This is a genomic window from Curtobacterium sp. LFS084, assembly GCF_047977705.1.
Lineage (GTDB): Bacteria > Actinomycetota > Actinomycetes > Actinomycetales > Microbacteriaceae > Curtobacterium.
In genome coordinates, this window is sequence record NZ_JBFPFM010000013.1 from 58,604 (window position 1) to 80,286 (window position 21,683).

The 21,683-nt window shown below is 71.6% G+C and carries 19 protein-coding genes and 1 rRNA gene; 17 read left to right on the forward strand and 3 right to left on the reverse strand.

Features of this window, described 5'->3' with window-relative positions:
• Positions 1-80 precede the first annotated feature (80 nt).
• A complete protein-coding gene (locus tag ACNQOV_RS09585; protein WP_416394317.1) occupies positions 81-1,979 on the reverse strand; it encodes a glycoside hydrolase family 2 protein in 1,899 nt (632 codons plus the stop codon).
• Positions 1,980-2,062: 83 nt separating this feature from the next.
• Positions 2,063-2,518, reverse strand: a complete 456-nt coding sequence (locus tag ACNQOV_RS09590; protein ID WP_416394318.1) for a MaoC/PaaZ C-terminal domain-containing protein — start codon at positions 2,516-2,518, stop codon at positions 2,063-2,065.
• Positions 2,519-2,607: 89 nt separating this feature from the next.
• Between ACNQOV_RS09590 and ACNQOV_RS09595 the strand changes: the two genes are divergently transcribed.
• A complete protein-coding gene (locus tag ACNQOV_RS09595; protein WP_416394319.1) occupies positions 2,608-3,879 on the forward strand; it encodes a phosphotransferase in 1,272 nt (423 codons plus the stop codon).
• A 114-nt stretch (positions 3,880-3,993) separates the two neighbouring features.
• On the opposite strand, the gene ACNQOV_RS09600 is transcribed toward ACNQOV_RS09595, so the two are convergent.
• Positions 3,994-4,341: a DUF1844 domain-containing protein gene (locus ACNQOV_RS09600; protein WP_402267215.1), complete on the reverse strand. Its 348-nt coding sequence runs from the start codon at positions 4,339-4,341 to the stop codon at positions 3,994-3,996.
• 284 nt (positions 4,342-4,625) lie between these two features.
• Between ACNQOV_RS09600 and infC the strand changes: the two genes are divergently transcribed.
• From infC to ACNQOV_RS09680, 16 genes are all read left to right on the forward strand, one after another.
• Positions 4,626-5,288 (forward strand): translation initiation factor IF-3, encoded by a 663-nt coding sequence (gene infC / locus ACNQOV_RS09605; RefSeq protein ID WP_083858072.1) that lies wholly within the window; start codon positions 4,626-4,628, stop codon positions 5,286-5,288.
• A gap of 61 nt (positions 5,289-5,349) precedes the next feature.
• Complete coding sequence (rpmI, locus tag ACNQOV_RS09610) at positions 5,350-5,544, forward strand: 50S ribosomal protein L35 (RefSeq protein WP_022903519.1); 195 nt, start codon at positions 5,350-5,352, stop codon at positions 5,542-5,544.
• A gap of 28 nt (positions 5,545-5,572) precedes the next feature.
• Positions 5,573-5,956 carry a 50S ribosomal protein L20 gene (gene rplT, locus ACNQOV_RS09615; protein WP_022908516.1) on the forward strand — a complete coding sequence of 128 codons (384 nt, stop codon included), beginning with the start codon at positions 5,573-5,575 and terminating at the stop codon, positions 5,954-5,956.
• A gap of 66 nt (positions 5,957-6,022) precedes the next feature.
• Entirely contained in the window at positions 6,023-6,892 is an 870-nt protein-coding gene (locus ACNQOV_RS09620; protein WP_416394320.1) for a TrmH family RNA methyltransferase, read from the forward strand.
• A 70-nt stretch (positions 6,893-6,962) separates the two neighbouring features.
• A complete protein-coding gene (gene pheS, locus ACNQOV_RS09625; RefSeq protein WP_022908514.1) occupies positions 6,963-8,003 on the forward strand; it encodes a phenylalanine--tRNA ligase subunit alpha in 1,041 nt (346 codons plus the stop codon).
• The gene (pheT, locus tag ACNQOV_RS09630; protein ID WP_416394321.1) at positions 8,003-10,495 is read left to right on the forward strand and encodes a phenylalanine--tRNA ligase subunit beta; all 2,493 of its coding nucleotides are present in this window, start codon (positions 8,003-8,005) and stop codon (positions 10,493-10,495) included. Before pheS ends, pheT begins: the two co-directional genes overlap by 1 nt.
• 77 nt (positions 10,496-10,572) lie before the next feature.
• The gene (locus ACNQOV_RS09635) at positions 10,573-11,670 is read left to right on the forward strand and encodes an N-acetyl-gamma-glutamyl-phosphate reductase (protein WP_416394322.1); all 1,098 of its coding nucleotides are present in this window, start codon (positions 10,573-10,575) and stop codon (positions 11,668-11,670) included.
• A complete protein-coding gene (gene argJ, locus ACNQOV_RS09640) occupies positions 11,667-12,869 on the forward strand; it encodes a bifunctional glutamate N-acetyltransferase/amino-acid acetyltransferase ArgJ (protein ID WP_416394323.1) in 1,203 nt (400 codons plus the stop codon). Before ACNQOV_RS09635 ends, argJ begins: the two co-directional genes overlap by 4 nt.
• Complete coding sequence (gene argB, locus ACNQOV_RS09645) at positions 12,869-13,909, forward strand: acetylglutamate kinase (RefSeq protein WP_022908511.1); 1,041 nt, start codon at positions 12,869-12,871, stop codon at positions 13,907-13,909. Before argJ ends, argB begins: the two co-directional genes overlap by 1 nt.
• Positions 13,906-15,144 carry an acetylornithine transaminase gene (locus ACNQOV_RS09650; protein ID WP_022908510.1) on the forward strand — a complete coding sequence of 413 codons (1,239 nt, stop codon included), beginning with the start codon at positions 13,906-13,908 and terminating at the stop codon, positions 15,142-15,144. The genes argB and ACNQOV_RS09650 overlap by 4 nt, the downstream gene beginning before the upstream one ends.
• Positions 15,141-16,103, forward strand: a complete 963-nt coding sequence (gene argF, locus ACNQOV_RS09655) for an ornithine carbamoyltransferase (RefSeq protein ID WP_416394325.1) — start codon at positions 15,141-15,143, stop codon at positions 16,101-16,103. The genes ACNQOV_RS09650 and argF overlap by 4 nt, the downstream gene beginning before the upstream one ends.
• A 15-nt stretch (positions 16,104-16,118) precedes the next feature.
• Positions 16,119-17,315, forward strand: coding sequence for an argininosuccinate synthase (locus tag ACNQOV_RS09660; protein ID WP_416394326.1), 1,197 nt, complete (start codon positions 16,119-16,121; stop codon positions 17,313-17,315).
• 208 nt (positions 17,316-17,523) lie between these two features.
• Positions 17,524-18,975 (forward strand): argininosuccinate lyase, encoded by a 1,452-nt coding sequence (gene argH / locus ACNQOV_RS09665; RefSeq protein WP_416394327.1) that lies wholly within the window; start codon positions 17,524-17,526, stop codon positions 18,973-18,975.
• Positions 18,972-19,667, forward strand: coding sequence for a DNA-3-methyladenine glycosylase (locus ACNQOV_RS09670; protein ID WP_416394328.1), 696 nt, complete (start codon positions 18,972-18,974; stop codon positions 19,665-19,667). Before argH ends, ACNQOV_RS09670 begins: the two co-directional genes overlap by 4 nt.
• A 59-nt stretch (positions 19,668-19,726) precedes the next feature.
• Positions 19,727-21,040, forward strand: coding sequence for a tyrosine--tRNA ligase (tyrS, locus tag ACNQOV_RS09675; RefSeq protein ID WP_416394329.1), 1,314 nt, complete (start codon positions 19,727-19,729; stop codon positions 21,038-21,040).
• Positions 21,041-21,620: 580 nt separating this feature from the next.
• Positions 21,621-21,683: ribosomal RNA gene (locus ACNQOV_RS09680) — 16S ribosomal RNA — on the forward strand; the annotation flags it as partial.

Below are 21,683 nucleotides of genomic sequence, written 5' to 3' on the forward strand. Positions count from 1 at the left end.
GAGCAGCAGTGGTCGGGTCCGTTCGACGGACCCGACCATTCCTGCTCACCGAGGACGTGCCTCCCGGCTCCTGCGCCCGGTCAGCGCCCGGTGACCGCCCGTCGGATCTGCTCGATCGGCATCTTCGGGGTGCGGTCGGCGTGCAGCAGGCCGTTCGTCTCCTGCATCGTGTCCGTCAGCTGCGTGTAGCAGGACCCCGCCAGGAACGAGCTCGCCCGGATCGCGTCGTACAACGCGGTGATCCGGGCGATCCAGTCGTCACCGTCGGCCGCGGTCGTGTAGCCCCAGCCGTCCTCGCGCTGGACGCCCGGCTGGTGGTTCACGCCACCGAACTCGGTGAGCATGACCGGCTGCCCGCGGTCGACCGCACCGCCGACGAGCACCAGGCGGTCCGCCGGCCCCGTGCCGTGGAACAGCTCCGTCCGAGCGGCCTCGTCGGCGTACGTCGCGGCGAGCCGATGCCCGTCGCCCTCGTAGTCGTGGATCGTGGTGATGTCGGAGTCGACGTGCTCCCAGCCGTCGTTCGAGATCACCGGGCGGGTCGGGTCGATCGCCCGGGTGACGTCCGCCAACGCCCGCGCGTAGGCCTGCTGCGCCGGGTCGGTCGCGATGTGCTGGACGCCCCAGCTCTCGTTCGCGGGGACCCACGTGACGATCGAGGGGTGTGAGGCGTCGCGTTCCACGGCGTCCATCCACTCCCGCATCAGCCGCTGCACCGCCCGCGGCGAGAACGCGTAGGCGCCGGGTGCCTCGCCCCACACCAGGATGCCGAGCCGGTCCGCCCAGTAGAGGAACCGGGGGTCCTCGATCTTCTGGTGGTTCCGCGCGGCGTTGAAGCCGAGCTCCTTGATGAGCTCGACCTCGCGGCGGAGGGCAGCACGCGACGGCGCCGCGATGTGCGAGTCCGGCCAGTAGCCCTGGTTGAGGACGCTCCGGACGTCGTAGCTCCGACCGTTCAGCAGGAACGCGCCGCCGCCGACCCCGACGGTGCGGACGCCGAAGTACGTCGAGACGGCGTCGAGGCTCCGGCCGTCCGGGTCGAGCAGTGCAACGGTCGCGTCGACGAGCCGCGGCGTCTCCGGGGACCAGTGCAGTTCGTCCTCGGCCTGTCCGTTCGCCTGCCGGGCGATCGGGACGAGCACGTCGAACTCGGTCCCGGTGTCGCCGAGCGTCGACTCGATGGTCGCGAGGTGCTCGTCCTGCTCCTCCCAGCGGGCGTCGACGCGGAGGCGCTCGCCGCCCACCCGGGGTCCGGCGGTGCGGACGGTCAGACGGAGGGTCTGGTGGTCGACGGTGGTCCAGCGGAGGTACTCGATCGACGTCGTGGGCACGGCCTCGAGCCAGACCGTCTGCCAGATGCCGGTGGTGCGGCGGTACCAGATGGCGTGCGGCTCCTCGTGCCAGTCCTGCTTGCCGCGGGGCTGGGTGAGGTCGTGCGGGTCGTCCTCGGCGCGGACGACGAGCGTGTGCACGGCGTCGGCGCCCGCCTGGCCGTCGATGCCCGCCTGGCCGTCGATGCCGCCCGCCGTCAGGGCGTCCGTGACGTCGAACGAGAACGGCGTGTGGCCGCCCTCGTGCGCCCCGACGAACCGGCCGTCGATGAAGACCCGCGCGCGGTGGTCCACGGCGCCGAAGTGCAGGAGGAGCCGCGGAGCCGCGTCGCCGTGGCCGGCTGCCTGCAGGTCGGCGCGGTCGATGGTGCGGGAGTACCAGACGACCGGGTGGAAGCCCGGCTCGTCGATGCCGGACGCGACGGACTCCGGTGGGAACGGGACGACGATGTCCCGCGCGTCCGGGAAGCCCGCCCGCCACCGGGGGTCGTCGCCGTCGTTCCGGAACGACCAGGTGCCGTCGAGGTCGGCCCAGTGCGTGCGGAGCATCTGGGGCCGGGGGTACTCGCCGTCCTGCCGGGTGGCGAGCGGGAGGGCGTCGGGGGAAGCGGTGGCGGGTGCGGCGACGATGCCGTCGAGCGAGCTCATGGCACCATGCTGGCGTGCTCCGTACATCGTTGTAAAGAGCAGGTCGCCGATTGCCGGAGCGTCCGTCGGGTCTGCCCGGCGGCTCAGTCGATCGCGGCGTCCCGGGTGAGGACCATGACGTCCATGCGGCCCTGCTGCACGAGCTCACCCCGCTGGTTCCGGAGCGAGACGATCCGCTCGACGATGCCCGTCCGCCCCGAACTCGTCAGCCGGGTCGACAGGATCTCCACCTCGCACGTCAGGGTGTCCCCGATGAACACCGGCGCGGTGAAGCGCCACTGGTCGATGCCGAGCAGGGCGACCGCCGACCCCTCGAAGACCCCGGTGCGCGCGATCAGCCCGAGGCAGAGCGAGGTACCGAGCAGTCCGTGCACCACCCGCTGGCCGTACCGGGTCTTCGCGGCGAACTCGACGTCGGTGTGGACCTGGTTGTTGTCGTTCGTCCACGAGGCGAACGACACGACGTCCGCCTCGGTGATGGTCCGGCCCGGGGTCGTGAAGGTCTGTCCGGCGGCGAGGTCCTCGAGGTAGTGCGGCACCCGGTCATCCTCGCAGACCGGCCGTGGGCCGGCGCCGCGTGCCGAGCCGGACGCACCACCCTCAGGCCCCGGCGCGTACGGTTCGCCCCATGAGCGACGAGGCACCCGTCCCCGCCCCCGGCGAGCCCACCGACCGCACCCTCGCGGGCTGGATCGCCCACCAGCGCTGGTACACCGCGAAGGGCGGGACCCCCCGGCTCCGCACCCTCGCCGAGCCCGCCGGGACCCGGCTCGTGCTCGACGACGTCCCCACCGGCCCGGTCCTCTACCAGGTGCCGGTCGGCACCGACGACACCGGGGCCGTCCGCGACGCGACCACCGACCCGGACTGGATCCGCGGCCTCGCGGCCCGCATCGACGCCGACGACGAGAGCCTCGTCCCGATCGGCTCGGTGCGGAGCTCCCGGGTGCTCAGCGGCGAGCAGTCGAACACCTCGGTGATCTGCGAGACCGACTCCGGGGCCGAGGTCATCGTGAAGGTCTTCCGCGTGCTGCACCACGGCGACAACCCGGACGTGACCACGCAGCTCGCCCTCTCGGCGGCCGGCAGCGCCCGGGTCCCGCGCGTCCACGGCGCGCTCCGGGCGTCCTGGCCGGACGCGGGCCGTGCCGACGGCACCGCGACGGGGCACCTCGCCTTCGCGCAGGAGTTCCTGCCCGGCCTGCAGGACGCCTGGCGCGTGGCGCTCGGCGACGCCCGCGACGGCACCCCCTTCGCCGCCGACGCCGAGCGGCTCGGTGCCGCGCTCGCCGAGGTGCACCGCACCCTCGCCGAGGCCCTGCCGACCGAACCGGCCGACGAGGCCCGCCGCACGGCCGCGATCGCCACGATGCACGGCCGGCTGGACGCCGCGGCACGCGAGGCCCCGGCGATCGCCGAGCACGTCGACGCCGTCCGCGGGGTGTACGCCCGGGCAGCCGACGCCGAGTGGCCGGACCTGCAGCGGATCCACGGCGACCTGCACCTCGGACAGGTGCTCGCCGCCCCGGAGCCCCGCGGCTGGGTCTTCCTCGACTTCGAGGGCGAACCGCTCCGCCCGCTCACCGAGCGCTCGCTGCCGGACGTCACGCTCCGCGACGTCGCCGGCATGCTCCGCTCGTTCGACTACGTCGCCGGTGCGCTCGCGCAGGACGCCGAGCCCGTCGACGCCGGGGCGTGGGCACACGACGCACGGTCGGCGTTCCTCGACGGGTACCAGCGGGGGACGGGATCGGACCTGCGGGCACACCGCGAACTGCTCGACGCGTTCGAGCTCGACAAGGCCGTCTACGAGGTCGTCTACGAGACCCGCAACCGTCCCGACTGGGTCGGCATCCCGCTCGCCGCGGTCACGCGCCTGGTCGCGCGCAGCGCGGCCTGACCGACCGACCGACCGACCGACCGAGGGCTGCGGCCCGGGACGGGACCGGACGACGGACGGGAGGCGCGGTGCCGGCGGGCACCGCGCCTCCCGTGGGTCATCGGGTGACGCCCGTCAGGTGACGGGGCCGGTGTACTTCTCGCCGGGGCCCGCGCCCGGCGCGTCCTGGATGCTCGACGCCTCGCGGAACGCGAGCTGCACCGAGCGGAGGCCGTCACGCAGTGGACGGGCGTGCTGGTCCCCGATCTCCGTCGCGGCGGCGGTGACGAGCCCCGCGAGCGCGGTGATGAGCTTCCGTGCCTCGTCGAGGTCGGTCTGCTCCTCGGGGTCGTCCGCGAGGCCGACCTTCACGGCCGCCGCACTGAGGAGGTGCACGGCCACGGTGTTGATGAGTTCGACGGCCGGCACCTCGGCGATGTCGCGGGCGGCCTCGCCGGGCTCGGGGGATGGGGTGTCGGTCACGGTGCTCCTCTGCTAGACTCTTCCGCGGCAGATGCTGTCTGCGTGCCCGGACTCGTGCGAACGAGGCCGAACACGTGCTCAGCGTCACGAAAGAGGAGTCTCTCCCACCCGCGGCCGCGCACCACAGGCTACCGGGTCCACACCGCTCCACCGGCGTCCGCGCCGGTCGGCCGTCCCGCAGGGGTCGGCGTCGGGCGGCTGCCGAACGGGTCGAAGATCCGTGCGTCAGATCTCCTCTCTCGTGCCGTCGCCCAGGGCAAACGCCCCGGACGGCCACCACCTGATTGAAGGAGCTCCGCATTCCCGATCCCCGTACCAACGACCGTATCCGCGTCCCCGAGGTCCGACTCGTCGGCCCCCAGGGCGAGCAGGTCGGCGTTGTCCCCATCGCCGTCGCACTGCGCCTCGCGCAGGAAGCCGAGCTGGATCTGGTCGAGGTCGCGCCGAACTCGAAGCCGCCCGTGGCCAAGATCATGGACTACGGCAAGTTCAAGTACGAGGCCGCTCAGAAGGCCAAGGAAGCCCGTCGCAACCAGGTGAACACGGACCTCAAGGAAGTCCGGTTCCGCCTGAAGATCGACGTGCACGACTACGAGACGAAGCGCAAGCGCGCCGAGGGCTTCCTCCTCGGTGGCGACAAGGTGAAGGCGATGATCCTCTTCCGTGGTCGCGAGCAGTCGCGTCCGGAGCAGGGTGTCCGTCTCCTCCAGAAGTTCGCCGAGGAGATCGCCGAGTTCGGTGTCGTCGAGTCGCGTCCGACCCAGGACGGCCGCAACATGACGATGATCATCGCCCCGCTCAAGAACAAGTCCGACGTCAAGGGCGAGCAGAACGCCAAGCGCGCTGCTCAGAAGGCCGAGCGTCGTGCGTCGGAGCACGCTGCGAAGGGCAAGGAGACCACGGACGTGGCTCCCGAGTCCGAGCAGGCCGAAGCTCCCGCCGAATAGGTCCCACCGACCGATCCCGCAACGACGCGGCCCCCCATCCATCCCACGGAAAGGCACCACCATGCCCAAGCAGAAGACCCACTCCGGGTCGAAGAAGCGCTTCAAGGTCACCGGTAGCGGCAAGATCATGAAGCAGCAGGCCGGTATGCGTCACAACCTCGAGGTCAAGAGCGCCAAGCGCAAGGCCCGCCTCAACGAGGACCAGGTCCTCGCCAAGGCTGACGCGAAGAACGTCAAGAAGCTCCTCGGCCACTGAGCCCCGCAGAACGTAAAGGAATAGATCAATGGCACGAGTAAAGAGAGCGGTCAACGCCGCCAAGAAGCGCCGCGTCATCCTCGAGCGCGCCGAGGGCTACCGCGGTCAGCGTTCGCGTCTGTACCGCAAGGCCAAGGAGCAGGTCACCCACTCCCTCGTCTACGCGTACCGCGACCGTCACGCGAAGAAGGGCGAGTTCCGTCGCCTCTGGATCCAGCGCATCAACGCCGCGTCGCGTGCGAACGGCCTGACCTACAACCGCCTCATCCAGGGCCTCGGCCTGGCCGGCGTCGAGGTCGACCGTCGCATCCTCGCGGACCTCGCGGTGAACAACCCCGAGACCTTCGCGGCGCTCGTCGAGACCGCCAAGAAGGCGCTCCCGGCCGACACCTCGGCCCCGAAGGCTGCGTAGTCAGTTCTTCTGCTCCCGAAACCCCCGCCGGTCCGGCGGGGGTTTCGTCGTTCCTAGACTTGTCCCGTGAGCGATCTCCTCGAGAACCCCAAGGCCGGCCGTGTCCGCGCCGTCGCAGCGCTGTCGAAGAAGGACGTGCGCGCCGAGACGGGCCTGTTCCTGCTCGAGGGGCCGCAGGCGGTGCGCGAGGCCATCGAGTACCGCCCGGAGCTCCTCCGCGAGCTCTACGTGACACCGACGGCCGCCGCGCGCTACGGCCTCGACGACGCGCCCGTCGACACCTGGTTCGTCACGGAGCAGGTGCTCGACGCGATGGCCGACACCGTGACGCCGCAGGGCGTCGTCGCGGTGTGCCAGCAGTTCCCGACGTCGGTGAAGGATGTCTTCCCCGACCCGGGTGCGGTCGTCGAGACCGACGACGACGCGGGCCAGGAGGCGCGGGGCGGCCTGCCGGGGATCGTCGCGATCCTCGAGGAGGTGCGTGATCCGGGCAACGCCGGCACGATCATCCGTGCGGCCGACGCCGCCGGCGCCGACGCGGTGGTCCTCACCGGGCGCAGCGTCGACCCGTACAACCCGAAGGTGGTCCGGTCGACCACGGGATCGCTCTTCCACGTCCCGGTGTCGGTCGGCGTGACCCTCGCCGACGCGGTGAGCCGTGCCCGGGGCCTCGGTTACACGATCCTCGCCGCCGACGTCTCGGGCGACGACCTGCCGGAGGTCCGCGCCGACGGCATGCTCGACGGCCCGACCGCCTGGGTGTTCGGCAACGAGGCCCGCGGCCTGACGAGCGAGGACCTCGCCCTCGTCGACCGTGCGGTCAAGGTGCCGATCTACGGCCGGGCAGAGTCGATGAACCTCGCGACCGCGGCGTCCGTCTGCCTGTACGAGTCGGCGTTCGCCCAGCGCACGGCCCGGTCCTCCACAGGGGACTGACGCGCCGGGTCGATCCACCCGTCCGGCGGGACGGGCCGCGGTATCCCAGGGGCCGGTAGGCTTGGGCCTCGTGTCAGAACCTCTCGAGATCAGCGAATCGGCCGTCGCCGACGCCGTGGACCGGGCCCTCGCTGCGGTCCGTGCCACGACGACCGTCGCCGAGCTGAAGCAGGCCAGGGCCGAGCACACCGGCGAACAGTCCGCGCTGGCGCGGATGAACGCGTCGATGCGCAGCGTGCCGCCGGAACAGAAGGCCGCCGCGGGCAAGCTCGTCGGACAGGCCCGTGGCCGGGTGAACCAGGCGGTCGCCGAGCAGGAGTCCGTGCTCGCCGAGGCCGAGGAACGCGCACGGCTCGACGCCGAGCGCGTCGACGTCACGGCGCTCCCGACCCGCCGGGTGCCCGGGTCCCGGCACCCGCTGTCGCTCCTCAACGAGACCGTGGCCGACATCTTCGTCGGCATGGGGTGGGAAGTGGCGGAGGGCCCCGAGCTCGAGCACGAGTGGTTCAACTTCGACGCGCTGAACTTCGACCCGGACCACCCTGCCCGGGCAATGGCCGACACGATCTTCGTCGAGCCGGTCGAGCGGCACCTCGTCATGCGCACCCACACCTCGCCGGTGCAGGTGCGGTCGCTGCTCTCGCGCGACCTCCCGCTCTACGTCATCGCACCGGGGCGGGTCTACCGCGCCGACGAGCTCGACGCCACGCACCTGCCGGTGTTCACCCAGGTCGAGGGCATCGCGATCGACAAGGGCCTGACCATGGCGCACCTGCGCGGCACGCTCGAGCACTTCGCGCGCCAGATGTTCGGGGCCGAGGCGCAGATCCGCCTCCGTCCGAACTACTTCCCCTTCACCGAGCCCAGCGCCGAGATGGACGTCTGGCAGCCGAACGCCAAGGGTGGCGCGCGGTGGGTCGAGTGGGGCGGATGCGGCATGGTGAACCCGAACGTCCTGCGAGCCGCCGGCATCGACCCGGCCGAGTACCAGGGCTTCGCGTTCGGCATGGGCATCGAGCGGACGCTGCAGTTCCGCAACGGCCTGAACGACATGCGTGACTTCCTCGAGGGCGACATCCGCTTCTCGCAGCAGTTCGGAACGGTGGTCTGATGCGCGTCCCACTCCGTTGGCTCGGCGAGTCCGTCGACCTCCCCGATGACGTCTCCCTCGAGCACGTCCACGCGGCGCTCGTGTCGGTGGGCTTCGAGGAAGAGGACGTCCACACGTACGACCTCACGGGTCCGATCGTCGTCGGCCGGGTGCTCGAGCGTGAGCCCGAGCCGCAGAAGAACGGCAAGACGATCAACTGGTGCCAGGTGGACGTCGGCGAGCCCGAGCCCCGCGGCATCGTCTGCGGCGCGCACAACTTCGACGTCGGCGACCTCGTCGTCGTGACGCTCCCGGGCGCGGTCCTGCCCGGGCCGTTCCCGATCGCCGCGCGCAAGACGTACGGGCACGTGTCCGACGGCATGATCGCGTCGGCCCGCGAGCTCGGCCTCGGTGACGAGCACGACGGCATCCTCCGCTTCGCGGACCTCGGCATGGAACCCGAGGTCGGCGCCGACGCCATCGCGCTCCTCGGGCTCGACGACGCCGCGGTCGAGATCAACGTCACGCCGGACCGCGGGTACGTGCTGAGCATGCGCGGCGTCGCCCGCGAGTACGCCCACGCGACCGGTGCGACCTTCCACGACCCGGTCGAGCGCGTCACGCCCCGATCGGGCGAGGGCTTCCCCGTCACGATCGACGACACTGCGCCGATCCGGGGCCGGGTGGGCGCGCACACGTTCGTCACCCGCGTCGTCCGCGGGATCGACCCGACCGCGACGACCCCGGCGTGGATGGTCTCGCGTCTCGCCCTCGCCGGTGTCCGGTCGATCTCGCTGCCCGTCGACGTCACGAACTACGTCATGTTCGAGCTCGGCCAGCCGCTGCACGGGTACGACCTCGCCACGCTGCAGGGTGGGCTCGGCGTCCGTCGTGCGATCGCCGGCGAGACCCTGACGACCCTCGACCACGTCGACCGGACGCTCGACCCCGAAGACCTCGTCATCACCGACGACGCCGGTCCCGTCGGCCTCGCCGGCGTGATGGGTGGCGCCCGGACCGAGATCTCCGACCGGACCACCGACGTCCTGATCGAGGCGGCGGGCTTCGACCAGGTGTCCATCGCCCGGACGGCGCGTCGGCACAAGCTCCCGAGCGAGGCGTCCCGACGCTTCGAGCGCGGCGTCGACCCGCTCGTCGCCGAGGCCGCCGCGAACCGTGCCGTCGACCTGCTCGTCGAGCTCGCCGGCGGCACCGCAGACGCCCTCGGCTCGACGCTCGTCGACACCGAGCCCCGCCCGACGGTCACGATGCGCATCGCCCGTCCGTCCGAGCTGGTCGGCGTCGACTACACCGACGCCGAGGTCGTCGACACCCTCCGCGCGATCGGTGCGTCGGTCGACGTCGACGGCGACACCCTCGCCGTCACCCCGCCGACCTGGCGCCCCGACCTCACCGACGACACCACCCTCGTCGAAGAGGTCGCGCGCATCGTCGGCTACGACCGGATCCCGAGCGTCCTCCCCGTCGCACCGCCCGGCCGCGGGCTCTCCGGGCACCAGCAGGCACGGCGTCGCGTCGCCGCCGCACTGGCCGCCGACGGGCTGGTCGAGGTCGTCACCGCACCCTTCGTGTCCCAGGCCACGCAGGACGCGTACCCGGGCATCGACGGCGCGGGCGGCCCGAGCGTCGTCCTGGCCAACGCCCTCGACAGCGAGCAGAGCCTCCTCCGGCGCAGCGGCGTCCCGGCGCTCGTCGACGCCGCCCGCCGCAACGTGTCCCGGGGGCTCGTCGACGTCGCGCTGTACGAGACCTCGCGGGTGTTCCTGCCGGTCGCGGGCGAGACGCTCGGGACCGACACGGTGCCGGCCGGTGCGGCCCTGCCCGACAGCGACACCCTGGCCGCGCTCGACGCGTCGTTGCCCGCGCAGCCGTTCCACGTGTCCGCGCTGCTCACCGGCAACCGGGTCGTGAAGCAGCCCGGCGTGCAGCCCGAGCCGTACGGCATCGCGGACGCGCTCGACGTCGCCCGCTCGGTCGCCTGGGCCGTCGGCGTGGACCTCACGGTCGCGCAGACGACGCACCCGTCCCTGCACCCTGGTCGCGCGGCGGCGCTCCTCGTCGGCGGGCGCGTCGTCGGCGTCGCTGGCGAGCTCCTGCCCGAGCTGACCGAGGCCGCGGTGCTGCCGCGGGTGGTCGCGGTCGTCGAGCTCGACCTCGACGCCCTCGTCGCTGCGGCACCCGAGCTCGTGTCGGTCGCCCCGATCGTCTCCTACCCGGCGGCGACGCAGGACCTCTCCCTCGTGGTGGGTGCCGACGTCCCGGCGGGTGACGTGCTGGACGCCGTCCGCGGTGGTGCCGGAGACCTGTTGGAGTATGCTCGGCTCGTGGACGACTACCGGGGCTCCGGCGTGGACGAGGGACAGAAGTCCCTGACGTTCGCGCTGCGCTTCCGCGCCACGGACCGCACGCTGACCGCTGCCGAGGCCACCGAGGCCCGTGACGGCGCAGTCCGACGTGCCGGCGAGCGATTCGGGGCGACCCTGCGCGACTGATCCCATCGGGACCAGCACCGCCCGGGGCCGCCGCCTCCGACTCTCTCGACGACCAGTCCGACCAAAGGTGGAATCCCATGTCCGTATCCGTCGCCGTGGCGGGAGCCTCCGGCTACGCGGGCGGTGAGCTCCTGCGCGTGCTCTCCGCCCATCCCGAGTTCGACGTCAGGACGGTGACGGCGTTCTCGAACGCCGGACAGCCGCTCATCGCGACGCAGCCGCACCTCCGCTCGCTGTCGCACCTGACCCTCGTCGAGACGACGGCGGAGAACCTGCGCGGACACGACGTGGTGTTCCTCGCGCTGCCGCACGGGCAGTCCGGCGCGATCACCGAGGAACTCGGTGGTGACGCCCTGGTCGTGGACTGCGGGGCGGACCACCGGCTGACGGACCCGGCGGCGTGGGAAGCGTTCTACGGCGGCGAGTACCACGGCGCGTGGACCTACGGCCTGCCGGAGCTGCTGCACGCGGCACCGACGCCCGGGTCGGCCGACGAGTGGCGGGACGTCGACGACATCGAGACGCAAGGACGGCAGCGCGCGGCCCTCGTCGGGACCAAGCGGATCGCCGTCCCCGGGTGCAACGTGACCGCGGTGACGCTCGGCATCCAGCCGGGCATCCAGGCCGGCCTGGTCGAGTCGGACGACCTCGTCGCCGTCCTCAGCGTCGGTCCGAGCGGTGCCGGCAAGAAGCTCGCGACCACCTACCTGGCGTCCGAGATCATGGGCTCCGCCAGTGCCTACGCGGTCGGCGGGACGCACCGGCACGTCCCCGAGATCCAGCAGAACCTCGTGGTCGCCGGGGCCGCCGACGTGACGATCTCGTTCACGCCGGTCCTCGTCCCGATGGCCCGCGGCATCCTCGCGACGACGACCGCGAAGCTCGCCCCCGGCGTGAGCGCGCGCGACGTCCGCCTCGCGTGGGAGCAGGCCTACGCCGACGAGCCCTTCGTGCACCTCCTGCCCGAGGGCGAGTTCCCCCGGGTGGCGGACACGATCGGTGCCAACACCTGCCTGGTCGGCATCGCGGTGGACGAGGCCGCAGGCCGCGTCGTCGCGGTCAGTGCCCTCGACAACCTCGCGAAGGGCACCGCCGGAGCGGCGGTCCAGTCCACGAACATCGCCCTGGGCTTCCCGGAGACCCTCGGCCTCAGCACGGACGGAGTCGCACCGTGAGCGCAGACGCAACCCAGTCCACCCAGGGCGACCCGGGCCTCCAGGGCGTCACCGCGGCAGCGGGGTTCCGCGCGGCGGGCGTGACGGCGGGGCTCAAGTCGAGCGGCACGCCGGACGTCGCCCTCGTCGTCAACGACGGACCGGCGGCCGCGGTCGCCGCGGTGTTCACGAGCAACCGGGCACAGGCACACCCCGTCATCTGGTCGCGCCAGGTCGTCGGTGACGGTGTGGCGCGCGCGGTGGTCCTCAACTCCGGCGGTGCGAACTGCTTCACCGGCCCCTTCGGCTTCCAGACCACCCACCTCACGGCCGAGGCGGTCGGCGCGGCACTGGGCATCGGCGCGGGTGACGTCGTCGTCTGCTCGACCGGGCTGATCGGGGTCGGCGACCAGACCTTCCGCGACAACGTCCTGCGGGGCGTCGACCTCGCGAGTGCGGCCCTGTCGTCCGACGGCGGCCCGGACGCGGCGACCGCGATCATGACCACGGACACGAAGCCGAAGCAGTCGGTCGTCTCCGAGGACGGCTGGACCGTCGGCGGGATGGCCAAGGGCGCCGGCATGCTCGCGCCGGGCCTCGCGACCATGCTCGTCGTCATCACGACCGACGCGGTCCTCGGCTCCGACGACCTCGACCAGGCGCTCCGCGCGGCCACGCGGGTCACGTTCGACCGCGTCGACTCCGACGGCTGCATGTCGACGAACGACACCGTCGTGCTGATGTCCTCGGCAGCGAGCGGCGTCACCCCCGAGGTCGGTGACTTCCAAGAGGCCCTGACCGCCGTCTGCGCGGACCTCGCACGGCAGCTGCAGCAGGACGCGGAAGGCGCGAGCCACGACATCGCGATCGAGGTCGTGCACGCCGCGACCGAGGACGACGCCGTCACGGTCGGGCGGAGCGTCGCCCGCAACAACCTGTTCAAGGCCGCGGTGTTCGGCAACGACCCGAACTGGGGCCGGGTGCTCGCGGCGATCGGCACCACCGACGCCGACTTCGACCCCTACGCCGTCGACGTCTCGATGAACGGCGTGCGCGTCTGCCACGCCGGCGCACCCGACGAGCCGAGCGACCGCGTCGACCTGACCCCACGCGACACGCACGTGCTGATCGACCTCGGGGTCGGCCCGCACGCGGCGACGATCCTGACGAACGACCTCACGCACGACTACGTGCACGAGAACAGCGCGTACTCCAGCTGATGGCCGACGACACCGGATTCCTCTCGAAGGAAGAAGAGCACGAGCTCGCGACCGTCAAGGCCGCGACGCTCATCGAGTCCCTGCCGTGGCTGAAGCGGTTCTCGGGCAAGATCGTCGTCGTCAAGTTCGGCGGCAACGCGATGATCAACGGGGACCTCAAGCGCGCGTTCGCCGAGGACATGGTCTACCTCCGCTACGCCGGCCTGCACCCGGTCGTCGTGCACGGCGGCGGCCCGCAGATCTCCGCCGCCCTCAAGGAACAGGGCATCGAGTCCGAGTTCCGCGGCGGGTACCGCGTCACCACGACCGAGGCGATCACGGTCGTCCGCGACGTGCTCGCGGGCGAGGTCAACCGCGAGATCGTCGACCTGGTGAACGAGCACGGCGAGGGCCTCGCGGTGGGCGTGTTCGGTGACGGCGGCTCGCTGTTCACCGGCGAGAAGAAGGGCGTCGTCGTCGACGGCGAGCACTTCGACCTCGGACACGTCGGCGACATCACGCACGTGGACCCGTCCGGGGTGCTCGCCGCGATCGAGGCCGGTCGCATCCCGGTGGTGTCGAGCATCGCGATCGACGACGCCCACCCCGACCAGGCGCTCAACGTGAACGCCGACGCCGCGGCCGGAGCGCTCGCGATCGCCCTCAAGGCGTCGAAGCTCATGATGCTCACCGACGTCCCGGGCCTCTACCGCAACTGGCCGGACCGCGACTCGATCGTCGACCTCATCGCGGTCGAGGAACTGCGCGCACTCCTGCCGTCGCTCGAGTCGGGCATGATCCCCAAGATGACCGCGTGCCTCGACGCCGTGGTCGGCGGGGTCGGCGGGGCGACGATCATCGACGGGCGCATCCCGCACTCGATCCTGCTCGAGGTCTTCACCCTGCGCGGTGCCGGCACCGAGGTGATCCCGGACCCCAGCCGACGCACCGAGAACCAGATGACCCACGCCGAGATCGGCCGACGCGTCGCAGCACCGTCGACCGACAGCGGCACCGGCCAACACGTGGCCAGCACGACCGAGAAGGGACAGCAGCAGTGAGCACCGAGACGCAGACCGAGACCTGGAACGACCGGTTCGGGGCGTCGCTGATGCGATCCCTGACCCCGCCGAAGATCATGCTCGAACGTGGCCAGGGCTGCCGCGTCTGGGACGTCGACGGCAACGAGTACCTCGACTTCCTCGCCGGCATCGCCGTCAACTCGCTCGGCCACGCGCACCCCGCGCTGGTCGAGGCGATCAGCGACCAGGCCGCGAAGCTCGTGCACGTCTCGAACTACTTCGCGACGCCGCCGCAGCTCGAGCTCGCCGAGCGACTCAAGCGCATCACGGGTGCCGGGGACGCCGGCCGGGTGTACTTCGGCAACTCCGGCGCCGAGGCGAACGAGGCCGCCTTCAAGCTCGCGCGCCTCAACAAGGGCGCCGACGGCCGGAAGACCCGCATCCTCGCCCTGAAGCAGGGCTTCCACGGCCGCACGATGGGTGCGCTCGCGCTCACCGGCAAGCCCGCCCTGCAAGAAGACTTCCTGCCGATGGTCCCGGGTGTCGAGCACATCGACACGTCCGTCGACGCCCTCGAGGCGGCCCTCGACGACACCGTGGCCGCGCTGATCCTCGAGCCGATCAAGGGCGAGGCCGGCGTGGTCGACCTGCCCGAGGGCTTCCTCCTCGCCGCCCGTCGCCTGACCGAGGAGCACGGCGCGCTGCTGATCCTCGACGAGATCCAGACGGGTGTCGGCCGCACCGGCAACTGGTTCACGTACCAGGGGCACGGCTTCCAGCCGGACGCCGTCACGGTCGCCAAGGGCATCGCCGGCGGCTTCCCGATCGGGGCGCTCGTCACCTTCGGCTGGGCGTCCGACCTGTTCTCGGCCGGCCAGCACGGCTCCACGTTCGGCGGCAACCCCCTCGGCACCCGGGTGGCGAACGCCGTCCTCGCCGAGATCGAGCGCGCGGACCTCGTGTCCGGTGCGGTGACGAAGGGGGAGCGCATCCGCGCGGGCATCCAGGGCATCGGGTCACCCCTCGTCGAGGAGGTCCGCGGATCCGGCCTGCTCATCGGGGTCGGACTCACCGGTCCGATCGCCGCCGCCGTCAACGCCGCCGCGCTCGAGCGCGGTCTGATCATCAACGCCCCGAACGAGTCGAGCCTGCGCATCGCGCCGCCGCTCATCGTGTCCGACGCCGAGATCGACGAGTTCGTGTCGATCCTCGGCGAGAGCCTCGCCGCAGTCGCCGCCGAGCAGGGCGCCACCACCCAGGAGACCTCAGCATGACCCGTCACTTCCTCCGGGACGACGACCTCAGCCAGGCGGAGCAGTCCGCGATCCTCGACCTCGCCGAACAGATGAAGGCCGACCGCTGGGGCGCGAAGCCCCTCGCCGGGCCGCAGAGCGTCGCCGTGATCTTCGACAAGTCGTCGACGCGGACGCGGGTGTCGTTCCACGTCGGGATCTCCGACCTCGGCGGCAGCCCGCTCATCATCTCCACCGCCAACAGCCAGCTGGGCGGCAAGGAGACCCCGACGGACACCGCGCGGGTCCTCGAGCGCATGGTCTCGGCGATCGTGTGGCGCACCTACGGTCAGGCCGGACTCGAGGAGATGGCGGCGAACACGAGCGTGCCCGTCGTCAACGCCCTGTCCGACGACTTCCACCCCTGCCAGCTGCTCGCCGACCTGCTGACCATCCGCGAGCACCGCGGCACCCTCGCCGGGCAGACCGTGGCGTTCGTCGGCGACGGCGCGAGCAACATGGCGCAGTCCTACCTGCTCGCCGGAGCCACCGCCGGCATGCACGTGCGGGTCGCGGCGCCGTCCGCGTTCTCGCCCGCCGCCGATGTCGTCTCCGACGCCGAGCGCCGCGCTGCCGAGACCGGCGGGTCGGTCCTCGTCGTGACGGACCCGGTCGCGGCCGTCGCCGGTGCGGACGTCGTCGTCACGGACACCTGGGTGTCGATGGGCAAGGAAGACGAGAAGCAGGCGCGCCTGGACACGTTCAACGGGTACCGCGTGGACGACGCGATGATGGCGCACGCCGCCGACGACGCCGTCTTCATGCACTGCCTGCCGGCCGACCGGGGCTTCGAGGTCACGGCCGAGGTCATCGACGGTCCGCGCAGCATCATCTGGGACGAGGCGGAGAACCGGCTCCACGCCCAGAAGGCACTGCTCGCCTGGCTCCTGGCAGCGAACGCCACCGGCACCCCGGCGACCAGCGCCCCGGCGACCGCCTGACCGAGGGAGACCACCGTGGCAGACCGCGTCGTCCTCGCGTACTCCGGCGGACTCGACACGTCCGTCGGTATCGGCTGGCTGCGTGAGGCCACCGGCAAGGACGTCGTCGCGCTCGCGGTGGACGTGGGCCAGGGCGGCGAGGACCTGGCGGCGATCCGGCAGCGCGCACTCGACTGCGGCGCCGTCGAGTCGATCGTCGTCGACGCCAAGGACGAGTTCGCGGACGACTACCTCGTGCCCGCGCTGCAGGCGAACGCGTCGTACCAGAAGCGCTACCCGCTCGTCTCCGCGTTGAGTCGGCCGCTCATCGCGAAGCACCTGGCGCTCACGGCGAAGCAGCTCGGCGCCGACAGCGTCGCCCACGGGTGCACGGGCACGGGCAACGACCAGGTCCGGTTCGAGGCCGCGGTCGCGGCGATCGCCCCCGACCTGACGAGCATCGCGCCCGTCCGGGACCTCGCGCTGTCCCGAGACGAGGCCTTCGCCCACGCCCGGCAGCGGGGTCTGCCGATCGGGCAGTCGGAGCGGTCGCCGTGGTCCGTCGACCAGAACGTGTGGGGTCGTGCGGTCGAGACCGGGTTCCTCGACGACCCGTGGACCGCGCCGGTCGAGGAGCTCTACGCGTACACGCAGGACCCGACCGTCCCGCGTGACCCGGACGAGGTGACGATCACCTTCGAGCGGGGCGTGCCGGTCGCCATCGACGGCCAGCGCTTCAGCGTCCTGCGCGTCGTGCAGGAGCTCAACGCGCTCGCCGGCAAGCACGGTGTCGGCCGCATCGACGTGGTCGAGGACCGCCTCGTCGGCATCAAGTCGCGCGAGGTCTACGAGGCCCCGGCTGCCGTGGCGTTGATCGCGGCGCACGAGGAGCTCGAGAACCTGACCCTCGAGCGCGACGTGAACCGGTACAAGCGACGCGTCGAGTCGGACTGGGCCGACCTGGTCTACGACGGACTGTGGTTCAGCGGGCTCAAGCGGAGCCTCGACGCCTTCATCGCCCACACCCAGCAGCACGTCTCGGGCGACGTCCGGCTCCGGCTGCACGCGGGCCGCGCGGTCGTCACGGGTCGTCGGTCGAGCCAGAGCCTCTACGACTTCGAGCTCGCGACCTCCGAGACGGGGGACGCCTTCGACCAGTCGCGGTCGAAGGGCTTCATCGACATCTGGTCGCTGCCGAGCAAGATCTCCGCCCGACGGGACCTCGCGAACTGACCCGGACCCCAGACCGCGACCCCCGGACCCGGCACCCCGAACCCCGACCCCGAACCGCGAACCCCGGACCCGGACCCGGCACCCAGGACCCCGACCCGGCACCCAGAACCCCGACCCCCGGACCCGGCACCCAGGACCCCGACCCGGCACCCAAACCCCGACCCCGCACCACCGCCCCAGCACCGCTCGACCGGATGACGAGAGAACCATGACCGACGCGAACCAGCCCGCCGCCAAGACCGACGCCACCAACACCGGCGCCCTCTGGGGTGGCCGCTTCGCCGACGGCCCGAGCGCCGAGCTCGCCGCCCTCTCCCGATCGACCCACTTCGACTGGCAGCTCGCCCCCTACGACATCGCCGGTTCGAGGGCCCACGCCCGGGCCCTCGCCACCGCCGGGTACCTGTCGGCGGACGAACTCGAGCGGATGCTCGCCGGACTCGACCGCCTCGAGGCCGCGCACGCCGACGGCTCCCTGCAGCCGGCCGACAGCGACGAGGACGTGCACGGCGCCCTCGAGCGCCTGCTCATCGCCGATCTCGGCCCCGAGCTCGGCGGCAAGCTGCGGGCCGGCCGGAGCCGCAACGACCAGATCGCCACGCTCGGCCGGATGCACATGCTCGACCACGGCCGCCGCATCGGCCACCTCGTCATCGACCTGGTGGACGCGATCTCGCAGCAGGCGAGCGAGCACCCCGGCGCGATCATGCCGGGCCGGACGCACCTGCAGCACGCACAGCCGGTCCTGCTCGCACACCACCTGCTCGCCCACGCGTGGCCGCTCGTCCGCGACCTCGAGCGACTCCGGGACTGGGCGGACCGCGCGAGCGTCAGCCCCTACGGTGCCGGTGCCCTCGCCGGCAGCTCGCTGGGACTCGACCCGTCGGCGATCGCCCACGAGCTCGGCTTCGCCCGCCCCGCGGACAACTCGATCGACGCGACGGCGGCACGCGACGTCGTCGCCGAGTTCGCGTTCGTCCTCGCCCAGATCGGCATCGACGTGTCCCGCCTGGCGGAAGAGGTGATCCTCTGGAACACGAAGGAGTTCGGGTTCGTCCGGCTCCACGACGCGTTCTCGACCGGGTCGAGCATCATGCCGCAGAAGAAGAACCCGGACATCGCCGAACTCGCCCGGGGCAAGTCCGGTCGGCTCATCGGCAACCTGACGGGCCTGCTCGCGACACTCAAGGGCCTGCCGCTGGCCTACAACCGGGACCTGCAGGAGGACAAGGAGCCCGTCTTCGACTCGGTCACCACCCTCGAGGTCCTGCTCCCCGCCTTCACCGGCATGATCGCGACCCTGACCTTCGACACCGACCGGATGGCCGAGCTCGCTCCCCAGGGCTTCTCGCTCGCGACGGACGTCGCCGAGTGGCTGGTCCGGCAGGGGGTGCCGTTCCGTGACGCGCACGAGGTCTCCGGCGCCCTGGTCCGGTACTGCGAGGAGCGGGGCATCGAACTCGACGACCCCACCGACGACGAGTACCGGACGGTCTCCGAGCACCTCACCCCCGAGGTCCGCAGCGTCCTCACGATCGAGGGCTCGGTCGCATCGCGTGCGGGGATCGGCGGCACGGCGCCGGACCGGGTCGCCGAGCAGCTCGCGTCGCTCACCCGACGCGTCCACGACCTGGCGGAGGGCGCGCCCTTCACCCGATGACCCACCACACGCTCGCGCTGCTCTCCGAGCCGGCTCCGGTCTCCGCACCCGCGCTGCTCGGTGCGACGATCGCGGGCAGGGGTGTGACCCTGCGCATCACCGAGGTCGAGGCCTACGCCGGCCCCACCGACCCCGGGTCGCACGGCCACCGCGGTCCGACTCCGCGGAACCGCCACCTGTTCGGACCGCCCGGGACCCTCTACGCCTACCGTTCGTACGGCATCCACACCTGCGTGAACGTGGTCGGCGGTCCGGACGGCACGTCCTCCGGCACGCTGCTCCGCGGGGCGCAGGTCGTCGACGGGGTCGAGACGGCGCGGGCCCGACGTGGTGCGGCCGTCGCGGACGTCGCCCTGGCGCGTGGGCCCGGCAACCTCGGCGGCGCGCTCGGTGCGGTCCTCGGCGAGGACGACGGCAGCGCGCTCCTCGACGGGTCCGGCCCGTACCGGCTCACGTTGGCTCCCGGCCTGGAGGCGCGGCTCGCCTCCGACGGCCCGGCTCGCGTCGTCGAGGAGCTCCTGTCCGAGACGGTGCCCGGCCCGACCGGGACGGGCACCGTCCCAAGGATCTCGCGCGGACCGCGCACCGGTGTCGCCGGCGTCGCCGGCGGCGCGCGGTTCCCCTGGCGCTTCTGGCTCACCGGCGACCCGACGGTGTCGCCGTACCGGCGGCACAGGGGTGCGCTCGACTGATCCCCACCGGCACGGCCGACCCGCGCCTCCTGGCCCGTCTGCGCCGCTACGATGGCTGGGTGTCCAGTGAATCCGCTCACGATGTCCTGACGCGCCAGCAGAACGACCCGACCTTCGCCTCGGTCTGGGACGAACTGCGCTGGCGTGATCTGGTGCACGTCTCCACCGACGAGACGGCACTCGAGGAGGCCCTCGACGGTGAGCCGATCACGTACTACTGCGGCTTCGACCCGACCGCAGCCTCCCTGCACTGCGGCAACCTCCTGCAGCTGCTCACGATGCGTCGGATCCAGCTGGCCGGCCACAAGCCCCTGGCACTGGTCGGCGGATCCACCGGCCTGATCGGCGACCCCCGGCCGACCGCCGAGCGCACGCTCAACACGCGCGAGACCGTGGGGGAGTGGGTGACGCGTCTGCAGGGGCAGGTCTCACGGTTCCTCAGCCCGGACGGCGAGAACGGCGTGCGGTTGGTGAACAACCTCGACTGGACGGCACCGCTGTCGGCGATCGACTTCCTGCGGGACATCGGCAAGTACTTCCGCGTGAACTCCATGCTCAAGAAGGACGCCGTGGCCGCGCGTCTGAACTCCGACGCGGGCATCAGCTACACCGAGTTCAGCTACCAGATCCTGCAAGGGCTGGACTACCGCGAACTCTTCCTGCAGTACGGGTGCACGCTGCAGACGGGTGGGTCGGACCAGTGGGGCAACCTCACCTCGGGGACGGAGCTCATCCGACGGACCGAGGGTGCGACCGTGCACGCGCTCGGCACGCCGCTGATCACGAACTCCGACGGCACGAAGTTCGGCAAGAGCGAGGGCAACGCGATCTGGCTCGACCCGGAGATGACGTCGCCGTACGCCTTCTACCAGTTCTGGCTCAACACGGCGGACGCCGACGTGGTCGCCCGGCTGCGGCAGTTCACGTTCCTGTCCCGCGCCGAGATCGAGCGGCTCGAGCAGGCCGTGGCCGACGAACCCTTCCGACGAGAGGCGCAACGGACCCTCGCGTTCGAGGTGACGGCCGTCGTGCACGGGGTCGAGGCAACGCAGGCGGCGATCGATGCGGCGGCGGCCCTGTTCGGCAACGGCGACCTCGGTGCGCTCGACGCCGGCACGCTCCGGTCGGCGATCGCGGAGCTCCCGGGGTCCGTGGTGTTGCCGGGTGACGCCGACGTCGCCCGGGCGCTCGTCGACACCGAGCTGGTGAAGTCCCTCGGCGAGGCCCGCCGCGCGATCGACCAGGGCGGCGTCTACGTGAACAACGCCCGAGCCGACGACGCGACCGCGCAGCTGTCCGGCCTCGCCCTGCCCGGCGGGGTGGTCGTGCTCCGTCGTGGCAAGAAGACCCTCGCCGGCGTGACGCTGTCCTGATCGTCCCGGCCCGTCGATGCCCGGTTCCCCTGGTGGGAGCCGGGCATCGCTGCGTTCGGCACCGGTTGTTGCAGAACGCGACACGCCCGGGATGTGGCGCGTCTTGGCGCACCCGCTCAGAGCTGCGTATAGTTCTTACTCGTCACCCCAAAGGTGCGGCGGAGCGGCTGGAGCGAGAGCCCAGAGCCTGCCGGCCTCAAGCGGGACCATCCTCCACTGAAGTTCAGACCTGGCCTTGCGCTGGATCGCTTCGACGCCTAGGATGACTACTCCACCGGTTCTCTCCCTCGGGATGAGCCACAGGGCCTCTGGGTCCGACGCAGGCTTCGTGCCTGGCCGGTGACTACCAAGAACGAAAGCCTCTCTGGCGGAACCTCTTTCGGGGTCGAGTGGGGAGTGCGTCTGGTCCTTGAGAACTCAACAGCGTGCACATTGTCAATGCCAATTTATTGACCCCGTGCCTGGTCTGCTTCGGCAGGTTGGGTCGGAGACAATTCCTTTTGGATTGAAGATTGTCAGTAGACAGTCAACGGTCAGAATCAACTCGGTTCGATGCTTTCGGGTGTCGGATCTGTAATTTTTTACGGAGAGTTTGATCCTGGCTCAGGACGAACGCTGGCGGCGTGCTTAACACATGCAAGTC